At 71.1% G+C, this 15,519-nt stretch carries 13 protein-coding genes; 8 read left to right on the forward strand and 5 right to left on the reverse strand.

What is annotated here, in order from left to right:
* The first annotated feature begins 41 nt into the window (after nucleotides 1-41).
* Nucleotides 42-1,754, forward strand: a complete 1,713-nt coding sequence (locus PQB87_RS15480) for a lactate permease LctP family transporter (RefSeq protein WP_021160647.1) — start codon at nucleotides 42-44, stop codon at nucleotides 1,752-1,754.
* A 110-nt stretch (nucleotides 1,755-1,864) separates the two neighbouring features.
* Here the strand turns inward: PQB87_RS15480 and loiP are convergent, their stop codons facing one another.
* From loiP to PQB87_RS15505, 5 genes are all read right to left on the reverse strand, one after another.
* Nucleotides 1,865-2,626, reverse strand: a complete 762-nt coding sequence (gene loiP / locus PQB87_RS15485; RefSeq protein WP_027789132.1) for a metalloprotease LoiP — start codon at nucleotides 2,624-2,626, stop codon at nucleotides 1,865-1,867.
* Nucleotides 2,627-2,821: 195 nt separating this feature from the next.
* Entirely contained in the window at nucleotides 2,822-3,604 is a 783-nt protein-coding gene (locus PQB87_RS15490) for a glycosyltransferase family 2 protein (protein ID WP_111938875.1), read from the reverse strand.
* 125 nt (nucleotides 3,605-3,729) lie between these two features.
* Nucleotides 3,730-5,034 carry a chorismate transformation FkbO/Hyg5 family protein gene (locus PQB87_RS15495; protein ID WP_489242359.1) on the reverse strand — a complete coding sequence of 435 codons (1,305 nt, stop codon included), beginning with the start codon at nucleotides 5,032-5,034 and terminating at the stop codon, nucleotides 3,730-3,732.
* A gap of 102 nt (nucleotides 5,035-5,136) precedes the next feature.
* Complete coding sequence (fabG, locus tag PQB87_RS15500; protein ID WP_021160651.1) at nucleotides 5,137-5,853, reverse strand: 3-oxoacyl-ACP reductase FabG; 717 nt, start codon at nucleotides 5,851-5,853, stop codon at nucleotides 5,137-5,139.
* Between the two features lie 110 nt (nucleotides 5,854-5,963).
* Nucleotides 5,964-6,224, reverse strand: a complete 261-nt coding sequence (locus tag PQB87_RS15505) for a phosphopantetheine-binding protein (protein WP_042975727.1) — start codon at nucleotides 6,222-6,224, stop codon at nucleotides 5,964-5,966.
* Between the two features lie 570 nt (nucleotides 6,225-6,794).
* Here PQB87_RS15505 and PQB87_RS15510 point away from each other — a divergent pair.
* The 7 genes from PQB87_RS15510 to PQB87_RS15540 all read left to right on the forward strand — a co-directional run bounded on the left by PQB87_RS15510 (nucleotide 6,795) and on the right by PQB87_RS15540 (nucleotide 15,512).
* Nucleotides 6,795-7,448, forward strand: a complete 654-nt coding sequence (locus PQB87_RS15510) for a COG4648 family protein (RefSeq protein ID WP_027789128.1) — start codon at nucleotides 6,795-6,797, stop codon at nucleotides 7,446-7,448.
* 64 nt (nucleotides 7,449-7,512) lie between these two features.
* Nucleotides 7,513-9,243: an AMP-binding protein gene (locus PQB87_RS15515; RefSeq protein WP_489242360.1), complete on the forward strand. Its 1,731-nt coding sequence runs from the start codon at nucleotides 7,513-7,515 to the stop codon at nucleotides 9,241-9,243.
* Complete coding sequence (locus tag PQB87_RS15520; RefSeq protein WP_489242361.1) at nucleotides 9,240-10,223, forward strand: lysophospholipid acyltransferase family protein; 984 nt, start codon at nucleotides 9,240-9,242, stop codon at nucleotides 10,221-10,223. Before PQB87_RS15515 ends, PQB87_RS15520 begins: the two co-directional genes overlap by 4 nt.
* Complete coding sequence (locus tag PQB87_RS15525) at nucleotides 10,220-10,873, forward strand: outer membrane lipoprotein carrier protein LolA (RefSeq protein ID WP_489242362.1); 654 nt, start codon at nucleotides 10,220-10,222, stop codon at nucleotides 10,871-10,873. Before PQB87_RS15520 ends, PQB87_RS15525 begins: the two co-directional genes overlap by 4 nt.
* Nucleotides 10,873-13,347 carry an MMPL family transporter gene (locus PQB87_RS15530; RefSeq protein WP_489242363.1) on the forward strand — a complete coding sequence of 825 codons (2,475 nt, stop codon included), beginning with the start codon at nucleotides 10,873-10,875 and terminating at the stop codon, nucleotides 13,345-13,347. The genes PQB87_RS15525 and PQB87_RS15530 overlap by 1 nt, the downstream gene beginning before the upstream one ends.
* Entirely contained in the window at nucleotides 13,344-14,237 is an 894-nt protein-coding gene (locus tag PQB87_RS15535) for a polysaccharide deacetylase family protein (protein ID WP_489242364.1), read from the forward strand. Before PQB87_RS15530 ends, PQB87_RS15535 begins: the two co-directional genes overlap by 4 nt.
* A gap of 63 nt (nucleotides 14,238-14,300) precedes the next feature.
* Complete coding sequence (locus PQB87_RS15540) at nucleotides 14,301-15,512, forward strand: beta-ketoacyl-[acyl-carrier-protein] synthase family protein (protein WP_489242365.1); 1,212 nt, start codon at nucleotides 14,301-14,303, stop codon at nucleotides 15,510-15,512.
* The last annotated feature ends 7 nt before the right edge of the window (nucleotides 15,513-15,519 follow it).

The raw sequence follows: 15,519 nt of genomic DNA on the forward strand, positions 1-15,519 counted from the left end.
CCATACCCATAGATAGACAGACACAGATGGAGGAGACACCCATGCAGGTTTGGCACCAGATCTATACGCCGCTCGGCAGCCTCGGGCTGTCGGCGTTCGTCGCCGCAATCCCGATCATTTTCTTTTTCGTCGCGCTGGCCGCGCTGCGGCTCAAGGGCCACGTCGCCGCGGCGATCACGCTGCTGCTGTCGCTCGGCGTCGCGATCCTCGCATACGGGATGCCCGTGCCGCAGGCGCTCGCGGCGGCCGGCTTCGGCTTCGCATACGGCCTGTGGCCGATCGCGTGGATCATCGTCGCGGCCGTGTTCCTGTACAAGATCGTCGTGAAGACCGGCCAGTTCGACATCATCCGCGCGTCCGTGCTGTCGATCACCGACGACCAGCGCCTGCAGATGCTGCTGATCGGCTTCTCGTTCGGCGCGTTCCTCGAAGGCGCGGCCGGCTTCGGCGCACCCGTCGCGATCACGGCCGCGCTGCTCGTCGGGCTCGGCTTCAAGCCGCTGCACGCGGCTGGACTGTGTCTGATTGCAAACACCGCGCCGGTCGCGTTCGGTGCGATGGGAATCCCGATCATCGTCGCCGGACAGGTGACGGGCATCGACCCGTTCCATATCGGCGCGATGGCCGGCCGCCAGTTGCCGCTGCTGTCGCTCGCGGTGCCGTTCTGGCTCGTGTTCATGATGGACGGGCTGCGCGGCGTGCGGCAGACCTGGCCCGCCGCGCTCGTCGCGGGCGGCAGCTTCGCGGTGACGCAATACTTCACGTCGAACCACATCGGGCCCGAGCTGCCGGACATCACGTCGTCGCTCGTCAGCCTCGTCGCGCTCGCCGCGTTCCTGAAGGTCTGGCAGCCGCGCACCGCGAAGCAGGCGGCCGGCAGCGTCGTCGCGTCGGGCGGCGGCGCCGCGCTCGCGGGCTTCGGCGGCGCGGGCTCGCGCAACGGCTTCGGCGCGGGCACCAGCCGGCAGGCATCGCCGTACACGCTCGCGCAGACCGTGCGCGCATGGTCGCCGTTCCTGATCCTGACGGCCGTCGTCACCGTGTGGAGCATCGCGCCGTTCAAGGCACTGTTCGCCGCCCACGGCGCGCTCGCGTCGACCGTACTGAAATTCCACGTGGCGGGGCTCGACCAGCTCGTCGTGAAGACCGCACCGATCGCCGCGACGCCGAAGGCGCTCGACGCCGTGCTGAAGATCGATCTCGTGTCGGCGGTGGGCAGCGCGATCCTCGTGACCGCGCTGATCTCGATGGTGCTGCTGCGGATGAAGCCGCGCGACGCGCTCGTCACGTTCGGCGAGACGCTGAAGGAACTGACCCGCCCGATCCTGTCGATCGGCCTCGTGCTCGCATTCGCGTTCGTCGCGAACTATTCGGGGATGTCGTCGACGCTCGCGCTGATGCTGGCCGCGACCGGCGCCGCGTTCCCGTTCTTCTCGCCGTTCCTCGGCTGGCTCGGGGTGTTCCTGACGGGCTCGGACACGTCGTCGAATGCGCTGTTCTGCTCGCTGCAGCAGGCCACGGCCCATCAGCTCGGCGTACCCGAGACGCTCGCGGTGGCCGCGAACACGACGGGCGGCGTGACCGCGAAGATGATCTCGCCGCAGTCGATCGCGGTGGCCTGCGCGGCAACGGGCCTCGTCGGCAAGGAGTCGGAGCTGTTCCGCTTCACGGTAAGGCACAGCCTGCTGTTCGCGGTGATCGTCGGCCTGATCACGCTCGTGCAGGCGTACGTGTTGCCGGGGATGGTGCCGTAAGCAAGCGGTCGGCCGTTTTCCGGTCCCCCGAAAAACAAAAACCCCACGCCGCGAAGCGTGGGGTTTCGTTCATCCAGGGCGCCGGACGGAGCCGGCGCATCGGGCGGCGATCAGCTGCCCTTCGCGATGCGATCCTGGATGTGCTGCGCCCGGCTCGACGACGACGGGTGCGAGCTCATCATCGAGCTCTTGCCGCCATCGAGCTGCGCGAGTTTCTGGAATGCGGTGACGAGGCCCTTCTGGCTCATGTTCTTCTGCTTCATCAGGTCGAACGAGTAATCGTCGGCCGCGCTTTCCTGCGTCTGCGAGAACTGCGCGTTGATGAACTTCTCGGTGATGTCGCCGAGCTGCGAGCTCGTCAGCGCCGCCACGCCCGGCGATGCCGCACCGGCCGCGGTGCGCGCCGCGCTGACCGCGTAGGCCGTCTGCATCGCCTTCTTCGAGTGACCCAGCGCGACGTGGCCCATTTCATGGCCGATCACGCCGCGCAGCTCGTCGTCGTTCATCATGTCCATCAGGCCGCTGTACACGCGCACGCAGCCGTTGCCCATCGCCCACGCGTTGACGTCCTTGGTCATGTAGACCTTGTAGTTGATCTTCTGGCCGTTCAGCGTCATGTCGCCGAAGCCCTTCATCACTTTCGTCAGACGCTTCGAGTACGCGCTGTTCGCCGGCGCGACCTTCGATTCCGCATCGCTCGACTTGCACGAATCGTTCGACAGCGCGGCGATGTCGGCATCCGACAACGTCGCTGCCTTGTACAGGCTCGTCCCCGCCGACGTCAGGCTGTTCGCGTCAAGGCTCTGTACCCCGCCGCACGCGCTCAACAGAAACGCCACGCCACACGCTGCCACCGCTTTCTTGAGTTGCATCCCGGATCCCTCGATAGTTTTATTTGGGAGCGGCGATTTTGCATAATCCGGCAGAAAATTACCAGATGTTTACATCGGATGACACGTTCATTACTCAGCAAACTGGAACGAAGCGGTGCGCCGGCGCGGGATTGACGACAAAAAGCGGGGCAATCGCCGCGACCGGGCGACGATCGGCGTGGAAATCGGGTGTGCTCAGGCGGTCTGATCGTGGCGGCGCGCCAACCGCCGCGCGACCAGCATCGGCAGCCGCGCCACGAAGCCGGTGAAAAGGCGCAGGTGCATCCACGCGAGCAGCGCGTTGTCGCGGCCGTAGTGGAAGTGCGAGACGCCGCCCTCGTGACGGCCGAAATAGCGCACCGGCGCGTCGATGCGGATCGGACGCACGCCGGCCCAGCACAGCCGCACGGCCGCCTCGGGATCGAAGTCGAAGCCGCGCATCCACGGCTGGCGGCGCATGATCGCGGCCAGCGGCGCGACCGGATACACGCGAAACCCGTACAGCGAATCGCCGATTCCGGCCCACAGCGTCTCGAGGTCGGCCCACGCGTTCGACAGCCGGCGGCCCTGCACGCGCAACTGCGGCGCGCTCGCGTCGAACTTCGGCACGCCCAGCACCATCGCGTCGGGGGCGGCCTGCGACGCGGCCATGAACGCGGGAATCAGGTCGGCCGGATGCTGGCCGTCGGAATCCATCGTCAATACATGCGTGAAGCCGCTCGCGGCTGCCGCGTCGAGCCCGGCGAGCACCGCGGCGCCCTTGCCGCGGTTCTCGGGCAGCACGATCACGCGCAACCCCGGGTCGCGTTCGGCCATGGCCTGCAGCCGTTCGGCGCTGCCGTCGGTGCTGCCGTCGACGACGACCCACACCGGATTCCACTGCGCCCGCGCATTGCGCACGGTCGTGTCGACCTTGGTGCCCGGGTTGTAGCTCGGAATCAGGACGAGATGGGTGGACGAGGCGTGCAGCTTGGACATGGAAACGGCCGATTGCGAAGACGGGGATCCTGACAAAAGTTTATGACTTGCCGGCGAACGCCGGCAGGCTTCGTCGGCGCCGTCCGAATGCGGAGCCGGTTGCCGGATCGTGAGGCTCTCGCGCTTCATGACAGCCACGCCTCCTCATGACCCGCGCTGGCCTCGATCTCGACCAGCAGGTCGTCGCGGCACACGTCCGCATGGACGACGAGTGGCCGCACGCCGGGGCCGGCCGCGTCGCGCAGCACCTGCCCGATCGCGGCCAGCGCCGCGGCATCGCCGGCGTCGCGCACGTAGACGCGATAGCTCAGGTCGGCGAGCGTGAACGGGCCGTGACCCTGGCGCGCGGCCTGCTCGAGCACGGCCGCGAGGTTCGCGACCGTCTCGCGCGTTTGCGCGACGACGTCGCCGAGATGCACGGTGCGATGCCCGACGATGCTCGCGGTGCCCGACACGAACAGCACCGGCGCGGCATCGCCCGCCGGCCATGCGGCTGCGCGCGCGAACGTCGGTGCCCGCGGGCCGTACTGCGCCGGATAGTGATACGCGCTGACCTGGCGCGGGTTCTCGACCGGATCGGCCGGCGTGCGGCTCGCGAGGAAATGGATCGCGAGCGGCGCGGCCGGCGATGCATCGCCCGCGACCGGCACGACCGAACCGAGCGCGCACGCGGCCGGCACGCCGCCCGTCAGTGCGCGCCGGCACGCGTCGAACGCATGCTGGCGGCCGATATTGAACTGACGATAGCGCTCGATCCCGAACTGCACCGCATTGATCGCCGGCACCGTATTCCAGATGCGCAGCGGATGCGGCATGCCGAGCGAATCGAGCACGTCGAACAGCGCGCGGTACGCATCGTGCGTCGCGCGTTCGAGCGGCGTGCCGCCGTCGCGATGCGCGTCGGGCGTGTCGTGCTCGTGCACGACGATGCTGCCGAACACGAGACCCGCCGTTTCGCTGTAGCGATAGTGCAGCGCGCCGCGTCGTTCGCTGCGCAGGTCGCGCGCATGGCATTGCCAGATTTCGCAGACGGCGTCGTCCGGCGCGATGCCCGCGCCGAGCAGCGCCATCGGCACCGGCGCGACCGGCAGGTCGGGCACGACTTCGGCCAGCATCCGCGCCGCCGCGTCCGCGTGCGATCCGGTTCGGGAAGCGCGCAGCAGGTCGCCCGCGCCGATGCATACCGCGCCCAGTGCGCCGGGCAACACGTGGTCGAATCCGTCGTCACGGCTGCGTGCATCGTGCAGCAACGCGGCGAGCCGGGCATGGCTCATCCGGACGAGCCGCAGCGCGCGGCCCTCGTCGGGCACGAGCGGCACGCCCGGTCGCGATGCGGCCGGCCCGGCCGCCGCCTCCCCGCGCGCGAGCGGCGCAGCGGAGGACGACAGGGAACACGGGCGCCGTTCGGCGTCGACTGGATGCACGGACACTTCGATTTCCTCACTATGCGGCGCTGGCCGCGCAACCTCGCGGCATGCGCTGCGTTGCGTTATGCCGCGTTGCATTACGTCACGCCGACGCCGCGCCCTTCGTCATGCGAGCCCGCCGTTGACGGACAGCACCTGTCCCGTCACATAGGCCGCGGCGTCGGACACCAGGTACGCGACCATCGCCGCGACTTCGTCGGGCCGGCCCGCGCGCTGCGCGGGCACGAGCTGCTTGATGCGTTCGGCGGGAAACGCCTGTTCGGCCATCGGCGATTCGATGATGCCGGGCGCGACCGCGTTCACGGTGATGCCGCGCGACGCGAGCTCCAGCGACAGCGACTTCGTCGCGCCGATCAGCCCCGCCTTCGCGGCCGCGTAGTTGACCTGCCCGCGATTGCCGGTCACGCCGGCCACCGACGCGATGTTGACGATCCGTCCGCGCCGCGTGCGGATCATCGGCAGCAACAGCGGCTGCGTGACGTTGAAGAAGCCGTTGAGCGTCACGTCGATCACGCTGTGCCACTGCCGGCGCGACATGCCGGCCATCGGCGCATCGTCGTGAATGCCCGCGTTGTTGACGAGGATCTGCACCGGCGCATCGTCGGCCAGCGGCGCCAGCGCGGCGAGCGTCGCATCGGCGTCGGTCACGTCGAACGCGATCGCGCGCGCGGTGCCGCCGGCCGCGACGATCTGCTGCGCGACCGCCTCCGCCTGCGCGAGATGGCGGTTCGCATGCACCCATACTTCATGGCCGGCCTGCGCGAGCGCCGTGCAGATCGCCTGCCCGAGTGCGCCGCTGCCGCCCGTCACGAGCGCCCGCATCGAATTGCTCCGTTCATCGCGTTCCACCTCGATCGACGCGGCCGCGTATCGTCTGCCGATCGCGGCCGCGTGCCGTCATCATCTGCGCGCCGCGCCCGTGCGCGACGCCGTCACTTCGTGCGGTGCGCGGCGACGTACGCAGCCAGTGCACCGAGCGTCGCGAAGATCTTCTGGTTGTCCGGATTGTCCGAACGCAGCTCGAAGCCGTATTTCTTCGAGATCAGCAGCGCGATTTCCAGGATGTCGATGGAGTCGAGCCCGAAACCCTCGCCGTACAGCGGGGTGTCGGCCGTCACTGTTTCGAGCGGGACGTCTTCGAGATTCAGTTCGCCGATGATCAGCGTGGCGAGCTCTTGTTCCAGTGCGTTCATCATGCGTGCGGGCAGGCGGCCCGTGGCAGCGGAAGGCGCCCGGAAACGGCAATCGCCATGCACGCCCGGCGCGTGCGAATCTCCGTCCCTCCGGCGTCTGCCGGCTTCCCCGCCTGCGTTTTTTGGGGATCGTTTGTAAAAGTTACGCGGATTCTAGACGAACGGGTATCGGGCCGTATACCGCCAATGGTTACAGACTGGCGAGCCGGCGCCGCGCCCCGTTGCGAGACCCGAACGCAGCAGATGCTTGAGCCGCTTTGGATGGAAATGGACCGACCCCGCGAAACCGTTCGTCCGGCGCCATACAATCGGTTACAAAACCCGTTCGCGCCCGCTCCGAACACGCGGTGCCGCGGCCCTAAAATGAGCGTGCCCGACCACCGGCCCGGACCCGTCCCGGCCGCCTTTCATATGATGTTTGACGGCCCGACCCTCGCGTCCGGCCACGATCCGCCCGATGTCGCCAGTCATGCCGCGCCCGTCCTTCCGCTCCGTTCCGGTTCGCCCGTCCGTCCGCCGCCGCCCGGCCGCCGGTGACGGGTACCCGCGCCGTGCGCGCGGAGGCCGCCGATGAGCCGGCTGCTGCCTGTCGCACGCGGCATCGCCGCGGTCGGCGCCGTCGCGGCATACCAGGCCGGCGCGCACTACGCGGCCGCAACGCCCGGCGCGCACGGCCTCGGCCTCGCGATGGCGCTCGTGCCGCCGCTGCTGCTCGCGCTCGGCGCGGCGCTGCGCTCGCCGCACCGCATCGGGTTCGTGTCCGCATGGCTGCTTGCCGCCGCCGCGCTGTGGGCCGCGCGCGTGCCGCTCGCGCGGCACTTCGAATGGGGCCTGTACCTGGAACACGCGAGTTTCAACCTCGCGATGGCGCTGCTGTTCGGCCGCACACTCGCGGCCGGCAAGGTGCCGCTGTGCACGCATTTCGCGACGATGATCCACGGCGCGATCACGCCGGCCGTCGCGCACTACACGCGGCAGATCACGCTCGCGTGGACGCTGTTCTTCGTCGCGATCGCCGCCGTGTCGACGCTGCTGTTCGCGACCGCACCGATCGTCACGTGGTCGACGTTCGCGAACTACCTGTCGCTGCCGCTCGTCGCCGTGATGTTCGCGGCCGAGCATGCGTGCCGACGCTTCGCCCTGCCGCACGAACCGCGGCCGCGCATGGTCGACGCGGTGCGCGCGTATCGCGCGACGACACACGCGTCGCAGGCATCACGATGAATTCACGGCCGGCGCGGCGCCGCAACGCGGCCGCGCCGGCCTTCGCTCCTGTTTCGACCGATTTATGCCGACTCACCCGCTGGTTTTCCATTCGTCGCCCGACCAGACGATCGCCTGGCGCGACGGCGCGCCCGTCACCGTGCGCACGTTCGTCGCCGACGTCGCGCGCGTGGCCGCCGCGCTGCCCGCCGGCGCGCACGTGTTCAACGTGTGCCGCGACCGCTACCGCTTCGCGGTCAGCCTGTGCGCCGCGCTCGTCGCCGGCAAGGTCAGCCTGCTGCCGTCGACGCATACGCCGGAAATGGTCCGCCAGCTCGCGTCGTTCGCGCCCGACGCGTTCTGCCTGCACGACGCGCCCGACTGCACGATCGACCTGCCGCGCTTCGCGTACCCCGATGCCGCCCCCGGCGCGCTCGCGGACGACGCGCCGTTCGCCGTGCCGCAGATCGATGCGGCGCGGATCATGGCCTACGTGTTCACGTCCGGCTCGACCGGCGCGCCGGTGCCGCACCGCAAGACCTGGGGCTTCCTGGTCGGCTGTGTGCGCGCGGCGGCCGACCGCCTCGGGCTGCTCGACGGCCGCGCGGCCACGCTGATCGGCACGGTGCCCGCGCAGCACATGTACGGGTTCGAGTCGACGGTGCTGCTCGCGCTGATCGGCGGCCTCGCGTTCAGCAACCGCCAGCCGTTCTACCCGGTCGACATTCGCGACGAACTCGACGCGATCCCGCAACCGCGCGTGCTCGTCACGTCGCCGATCCACCTGCGTGCGCTGCTGGCGGCCGGCCATGCGCTGCCGCGCGCGGCGCTCGTGCTGTCGGCCACCGCGCCGCTGTCGGAAAAGCTCGCGTGCGAAGCCGAGGCCGCGCTCGACGCGCCGCTCGTCGAGATCTACGGCAGCACCGAGACCGGCCAGATCGCCACCCGCCGCACGTCGCAGGGCGCGGCATGGGAACTGTTCCCGGACATCCGTCTCGACGCGCGCGCCGAACCGGACGACGACGACAGCGGCCCGACCGTGTGGGTGTCGGGCGGACATGTGGAGGCGCCCGTGCCGATGGGCGATGCACTCGAACTGCTCGGCGACGGCCGGTTCCTGCTGCACGGCCGCAAGGCCGACCTCGTCAACATCGCCGGCAAGCGCACGTCGCTCGCGTACCTGAACCATCAGCTCAACGCGATTCCGCAGGTGCTCGACGGCGTATTCTTCATGCCCGACGAAGCCGCAACGGCACACGACGACACCCGCCTCGAGCCGGTCACGCGCCTCGTCGCGCTCGTCGTCGCGCCGACGCTCACGGCAGCCGGTCTGCAGCGCGCGCTGCGCGAGCGGATCGATCCCGCGTTCATGCCGCGCCCGCTCGTGTTCGTCGACGCGCTGCCGCGCAACGAAACCGGCAAGCTGCCGCGCGACGTGCTCGCCGCACTCGTTGCACAACATGCGCGCCCCGTGCCCGTGCCCGATCCGGCCGGCACGCCCGCACTCGGGTTCACGATCCCCGCCGATCACCCGGCACTGCCCGGCCACTTCCCCGGCCATCCGGTCGTGCCGGGCGTCGTGCTGCTCGATCACGCGATCCATGCACTCGGCACCGCGCTGAACCGCCCGCTGCACGCGTGGCGGCTCGGGTCCGCGAAATTCCTGAGCCCGGTCGCGCCCGGCGAGCCGCTCGATCTCGCGTACGACGCCGCGGCCAGCGGTGCGATCCGCTTCACGCTGCGCGCCGGGGCGCGCGACGTCGCGAGCGGCGTGCTGTCCGCGCCGCCGGCCGGGCAGGACGGTGCGCAGCCATGAAGCGCACCGCGTGGGCCGAACGCCAGGAGCGCAGCAATGCGGGCTTGCTGCGCGCGATGACGTGGATCTCGCTGCGCTTCGGCCGGCAGCGCGCGCGCGTCGTGCTGCACCTCATCGCGACGTACTTCGTGCTGTTTTCGCCGGTCGCGTGCGCGGCGTCGCGCGACTACCTGTGTCGCGTGCTCGGCCGCCCCGCGCGCTGGCGCGACGTGTACCGGCACGTGTTCACGTTCGCGGCGACGATCCACGACCGCATCTACCTGATGAACGGGCGCTTCGACCTGTTCGACATCCGGCTGCACGGCGAGACGCTGGTAGACGAAGCGCTCGCGGGCGGACGCGGCGCGTTCCTGATGGGCGCGCATCTCGGCAGCTTCGAGGTCGTGCGCGCGATCGGCCGCACGCACCCGGACCTGCGCGTCGTCGTGACGATGTACGAGAAGAACGCGCGCAAGATCAACGCGACGCTCGCAGCGGTGAATCCCGCCGCGCAGCCGGAAGTGATTCCGCTCGGGCAAGTCGACTCGATGCTGAAGGTACGCGAGCGCCTCGACGCGAACTGCATGGTCGGCATGCTCGCCGACCGCACGCTGCTCGACGACGCGGCCGCGTCGCTGCGGCGGCTGCCGCTGCTCGGCGCGCCGGCCGCGTTCCCGCTCGGGCCGCTCTACATGGCCGCGATGCTGCGGCGCCCGGTGATCTTCATGACGGGCCTCTATCGCGACGGCAACCGCTACGACGTGCACTTCGAGACGCTCGCCGATTTCTCCGACGTGCGGCGCGACGCGCGCGCGGCGGCCGTCGACGCGGCACTCGCGCGCTACGTCGCGCTGCTCGACAGGTACTGTCGCTCGGCACCGTACAACTGGTTCAACTATTTCGACTTCTGGCACGGCGGCGATACCGCGACCGCGGCCGCGCGCGGCGACGCCGCGTGCGCCGGTGCCGGCCTGTCCGCCACGAGGGATTCCGACGCATGACCGCCGTTCGCCGCCTGCCCACGCTCACGCCCGCCCTGCGTCGCGCCGTCCGCACGCTGGCCACCGCCATCGCCGCAAGCACCGCCGCGATCGCGCTGGCCGCCGCGCCCGCGCGGGCGGCCGACGCGGCGCCCGCGTGGACCCTCGACCGGCTGATGTCGACGCTCGCGCAGCACAAGTCGGGCCGTGCGACGTTCACCGAGACGAAGTACCTGTCGATCGCGACGCAGCCGGTCGAATCGTCCGGCGAACTCGTGTTCGTCGCGCCGGACCATCTCGAGAAGCACACGCTGAGCCCGAAGCCCGAACACCTCGTCGTCGACGGCGACATGCTCACCGTCGAGCGCAACAACCGCAAGTACACGCTCGCGCTCGCGCGCTATCCGGAACTCGGCGCGTTCATCGACAGCATCCGCGCGACGCTCGCCGGCAACCGCTTCGCGCTCGAACAGGTCTACCAGGTCGCACTCGCCGGGCGCGGCGACGACTGGACGCTGACGCTCACGCCGCTCGACTCGCGGATGCTGAAGGTCGTCAGCACGATCACCCTCGACGGCACGCGCGACCTGTTGCGCAGCGTCGCGATCCGGCAGGCCGACGGCGACCGTTCGGTGATGCGCCTGCAACCCGTTCCGGCGAACCCGAACTGATGGACCAACGCACCCGGCCCCCCTCTTCGCCGGTCGCCCGCCGCCTGCACGCGCTGCGGCAGCGCGCGGTGCTCGTGTGGCTGCTCGCGCTCGTCGCGTGCGGCGTCGCGATCGGGCGCGCGCACTTCACGGCCGACCTGTCCGCATTCCTGCCGAGTTCGCCGAGCGCCGGGCAGCGCGTGCTCGTCGACCAGTTGCGCGACGGCATCGTGTCGCGGCTGATCCTCGTCGCGATCGACGGCGGCGATGCGGCCACGCGCGCCGCGCTGTCGCGGCGCGTGGCCGGCACGCTGCGCGCCGACCCGCAGTTCGCGGCGGTTCACAACGGCGAAGCGGCGAACGACGCGCGCGACCGGCAGTTCATCTTCGATCACCGCTACCTGCTGAGCCCGGCCGTCACGCCGCAGCGCTTCAGCGCCGACGGCCTGCACCGGGCGCTCGGCGACAGCCTCGACCTGCTGAGCTCGTCGGCCGGCCTCGTGGCCAAGGCGATGCTGCCGCGCGACCCGACCGGCGAAGTCGCCGCGCTCGTCGACCTGCTCGACGGCGCGGCGCAACCGGCGAGCCGCGACGGCGTGTGGGCGTCGCGCGACGGCACCCGCGCGGTACTCGTCGTGCAGACGGCCGCCGCTGGTTCCGATACCGATGCCCAGGCCCGTGCGATCGACGCGGTGCGCCGCGCGTTCGCCGCCGCAAAGCAGGCCGTGCCGAACGCCGCCGCCACGCTCGCGATGACGGGCCCCGGCGTGTTCTCGGTCGACACGCGCGACACGATCCGGCACGACGTCGAACGGCTGTCGACGGCGAGCGTCGTGCTGATCGTCGCATTGCTGCTGACGCTGTACCGTTCGCCGCGCACGCTCGCGCTCGGCTTGCTGCCGGTGCTGACGGGCGTCGCGGCGGGAATCGCGGCGGTCAACGTCGCGTTCGGCACGGTCCACGGGCTGACGCTCGGTTTCGGTACGACGCTGATCGGCGAAGCCGTCGACTATTCGATCTACCTGTTCGTGCAATCGGCGCAGGCCGGCACACGCGTCGCGTCGCGCCCGGCCGATGCGACGCGCGCCTGGGTCGCCGCGTACTGGCCGACGATCCGGCTCGGCGTGCTGACGTCCGTGTGTGGTTTCGCGTCGATGCTGTTCTCCGGGTTCCCCGGCCTCGTGCAGCTCGGGCTGTATTCGATCGTCGGGCTGACGGCCGCCGCGCTCGTCACGCGCTTCGTGCTGCCGCACCTGCGCGGCGAGCATGTCGCGATCCGCGACGTGTCACGCATCGGCGCCGTGCTCGCGCGCGCGGCCGACGCCGCGCCGCGGCTGCGCTGGCCGCTCGCCGTGCTGGTGATCGCCGCGGGCGCGACGCTCGTGCTGCATCGCGACGGCCTGTGGAGCCGCGAACTCGCCGCGCTGAGCCCCGTGCCCGCGCAAGCGCAGGCGCTCGACGCACGGCTGCGCGCCGATGTCGGCGCGCCCGACGTGCGCTACCTCGTCGTGATTGCCGCGCCGACCGAACAGGCCGCGCTCGAGCGCGCGGAACGGCTCGCCGCGCAGTTGCAGCCGCTCGTCGACCGGGGCGCGCTCGCGGGTTTCGAAACTCCCGCGCGCTTCCTGCCGAGCGACGCCGCGCAGCGCGCGCGCCTCGCGAGCCTGCCGGATGCCGATGTGCTCGCCGCGCGGATGCGCGACGCCGTCGCGAACCAGCCGATCGCGGTCAGGCCCGACCTGTTCGCACCGTTCATCGCCGACGTCGAAGCCGCGCGCCACGCACGGCTGCTGACGCGCGCGGACCTGCGCGGCACGTCGATGGCGCTCGCCGTCGATGCGCTGCTGACCGAACGCGACGGCCGCTGGAGCGCGATGCTGCCGCTGCGCGCGCCGGACGCCGCCCGCACCGCGCAACCGGCATCGAGTCTCGATGCGACACCGATCCGCGCGGCCGTCGCGCGCGCGGGCGTGCCCGATGCGCTGTTCGTCGACATGAAGGCCGAAGCCGATCGCCTGTACGTGAGCTACGTGCACGAGGACATCCGGCTGTCGCTCGCGGGTTTTGCCGCGATCGCCGTGCTGCTGCTGATCACCCTGCGCTCGCCGCGCCGTGTCGTGCGCGCACTCGCCCCGCTCGTCGCGGCCGTGCTGGTCGTGACGGCCGGCTTCGCGCTCGCCGGCGTGCCGCTGACGATCCTGCACCTCGTCGGGATGCTGCTGATCGTCGCGGTCGGCTCGAACTACGCGCTGTTCTTCTGCAAGCGCGACGACGCGCAGCCCGTCACGCCCCACACGCTCGTGTCGCTGCTGATCGCGAACCTCGCGACGGTCGCCGGCTTCGGGCTGCTGGCGCTGTCGCGCGTGCCGCTGCTCGAAACCTTCGGGCTGACCGTCGGCCCGGGCGCGATGCTCGCGCTCGCGTTCGCGGCGATCCTCGCACCGCGCGCAGCCGCGGCCGCGGCCGGCAACCGTCATCAAGGAAGCCGCGCATGAATGCACCGTCGTCCGTTCCGCATCGACAGCCCGGCGATGCGCGCCGCTGGCGGCCCACGCCGCTGATCGCGGGCACCGCCGCGCTGCACGCGGGCGCGGCAGCCGCCGTCGTCGCGCAGCCGACCGTGTGGCCGTGGGCGGTCGGCGGCGTGGTCGCGTCGCATCTCGCGCTGACCGCCGCCGGCCTGTGGCCGCGCAGCGCACTGCTCGGGCCGAACTGGACGCGCCTGCCGCCCGGCGCCGGCCGCCGCATCGCATTGACGATCGACGACGGCCCGGACCCCGACGTCACGCCGCGCGTGCTCGACCTGCTCGACCGTTACGACGCGCGCGCGACGTTCTTCTGCATCGGCGATCTCGCGCGCCGTCATCCGCGCTGGATCGAGGCGATCGTCGCGCGCGGTCACGCGATCGAAAACCACAGCCAACGGCACCGGCATACGTTCTCGCTGTCGGGGCCCGCCGCGCTGCGGCGCGAGATCGCCGCCGCGCAGCGGACGCTGACCGAGATCGCCGGTACGCGCCCGCTGTTCTTCCGCGCACCGGCCGGCCTGCGCAATCCGTTCCTCGAACCGGTGCTGTGCGAGCTCGGCCTGCAGCTGGCGAGCTGGACGCGGCGCGGTTTCGACACGCGCGCGCACGATGCCGCGACCGTCACGCGCCGTCTGCTGCACGGTCTCGCGCCGCGCGACATCCTGCTCGTGCACGACGGCCACGCGGCGCGCGACGCGCGCGGCGAACCGGTCGTGCTCGACGTGCTGCAAACGGTGCTGCGCGCGGCCGCCGACGCGCAGCTGCACTGGGTCACGCTGCGCGCGGCGCTCGCGCCCGAACCGCCGGCCGGGCCACGCGAGCCGGCCGGTTCGGCCCCCCCGTTTGATAAAATCTGACCTCGAGCGGCGCGCCTGCCAGCCCTGCTGCGGCGCCCGTTCCGGCCACCGGATGCGACCCTCGTGAAACCTCTCCTGCTCTCGCACTTCACCGCCACCAGCTGCATCGGCCGCGGCCTCGACGCGACCCTCGATGCACTGCGCCACGCGCGCGGCGGGCTCACGCCCTGCGACTTCGAGCGTGCGGATCTCGACACGTGGATCGGCTCGGTGGACGGCGTCGACGCGCAGCCCGTGCGCGCCGACCTCGCCGACTTCGAGTGCCGCAACAACCGCCTCGCGCAGCTCGGCCTCATGCAGGACGGCTTCGACGCACGCGTCGCGGCGGCCGTCGCGCGCCATGGCGCGGCGCGCGTCGGCGTGTTCGTCGGCACGAGCACGGCCGGCATCCTCGAGACCGAGCGCGCATACCAGCGCCGCGACCCGGCGAGCGGCGCACTGCCCGCCGACTTCCGCTACGCCCACACGCACAACCCGTATTCGCCGGCCGCGTTCGTGCGCGCGTTTTTCGCGCTGCGCGGGCCGGCGATGGCGATCTCGTCCGCATGCTCGTCCGGCGCGAAAGTGTTCGGCTCCGCGCGCCGCATGATCGAGGCGGGATTGATCGATGCGGCCGTCGTCGGCGGCGTCGATTCGCTGTGCCTGACGACGCTGTACGGCTTCAATTCGCTCGAACTGCTGTCGCGCCGGCCGTGCCGTCCGTTCGACGTCGCGCGCGACGGCATCTCGATCGGCGAGGCCGCCGCGTTCGCGCTCGTCGAACGCGTGCCCGACCCGCCCGCCCCGCTCGACGCCGATGCGATCCTGCTGCTCGGCATCGGCGAATCGAGCGACGCACATCACATGTCGTCGCCGCATCCGGACGGGCTCGGCGCGCGCGTCGCCATCGAGCAGGCGCTTGCATCCGCCGGCCTCGGCGCGAACGACATCGACTACGTGAACCTGCACGGCACCGCGACGCCGAGCAACGACGCGGCCGAAAGCCGCGCGATCGGCGCGCTGTTCGCCGGCACGCCGTGCAGCTCGACGAAGGGCGCGACCGGCCATACGCTCGGCGCGGCGGGCGCGCTCGAGGCGGTCGTCGCCGCGCTCGCGCTGCGCGAGCAGTTCGTGCCGGCCGGCGTCAACACGACGCAACCCGACCCGACACTCGTCGCCGACTACGTGCTCGCGAGCCGCGATGCGCGCGTGCGCGCCGTCCTCTCCAATTCGTTCGGCTTCGGCGGCACGAATTGCAGCCTGATCCTCGGCCGCGCCGACCACGCACGCCGTTGAGGCCCGC

The sequence above is a fragment of the Burkholderia sp. KL41 genome (genome assembly GCF_057005415.2).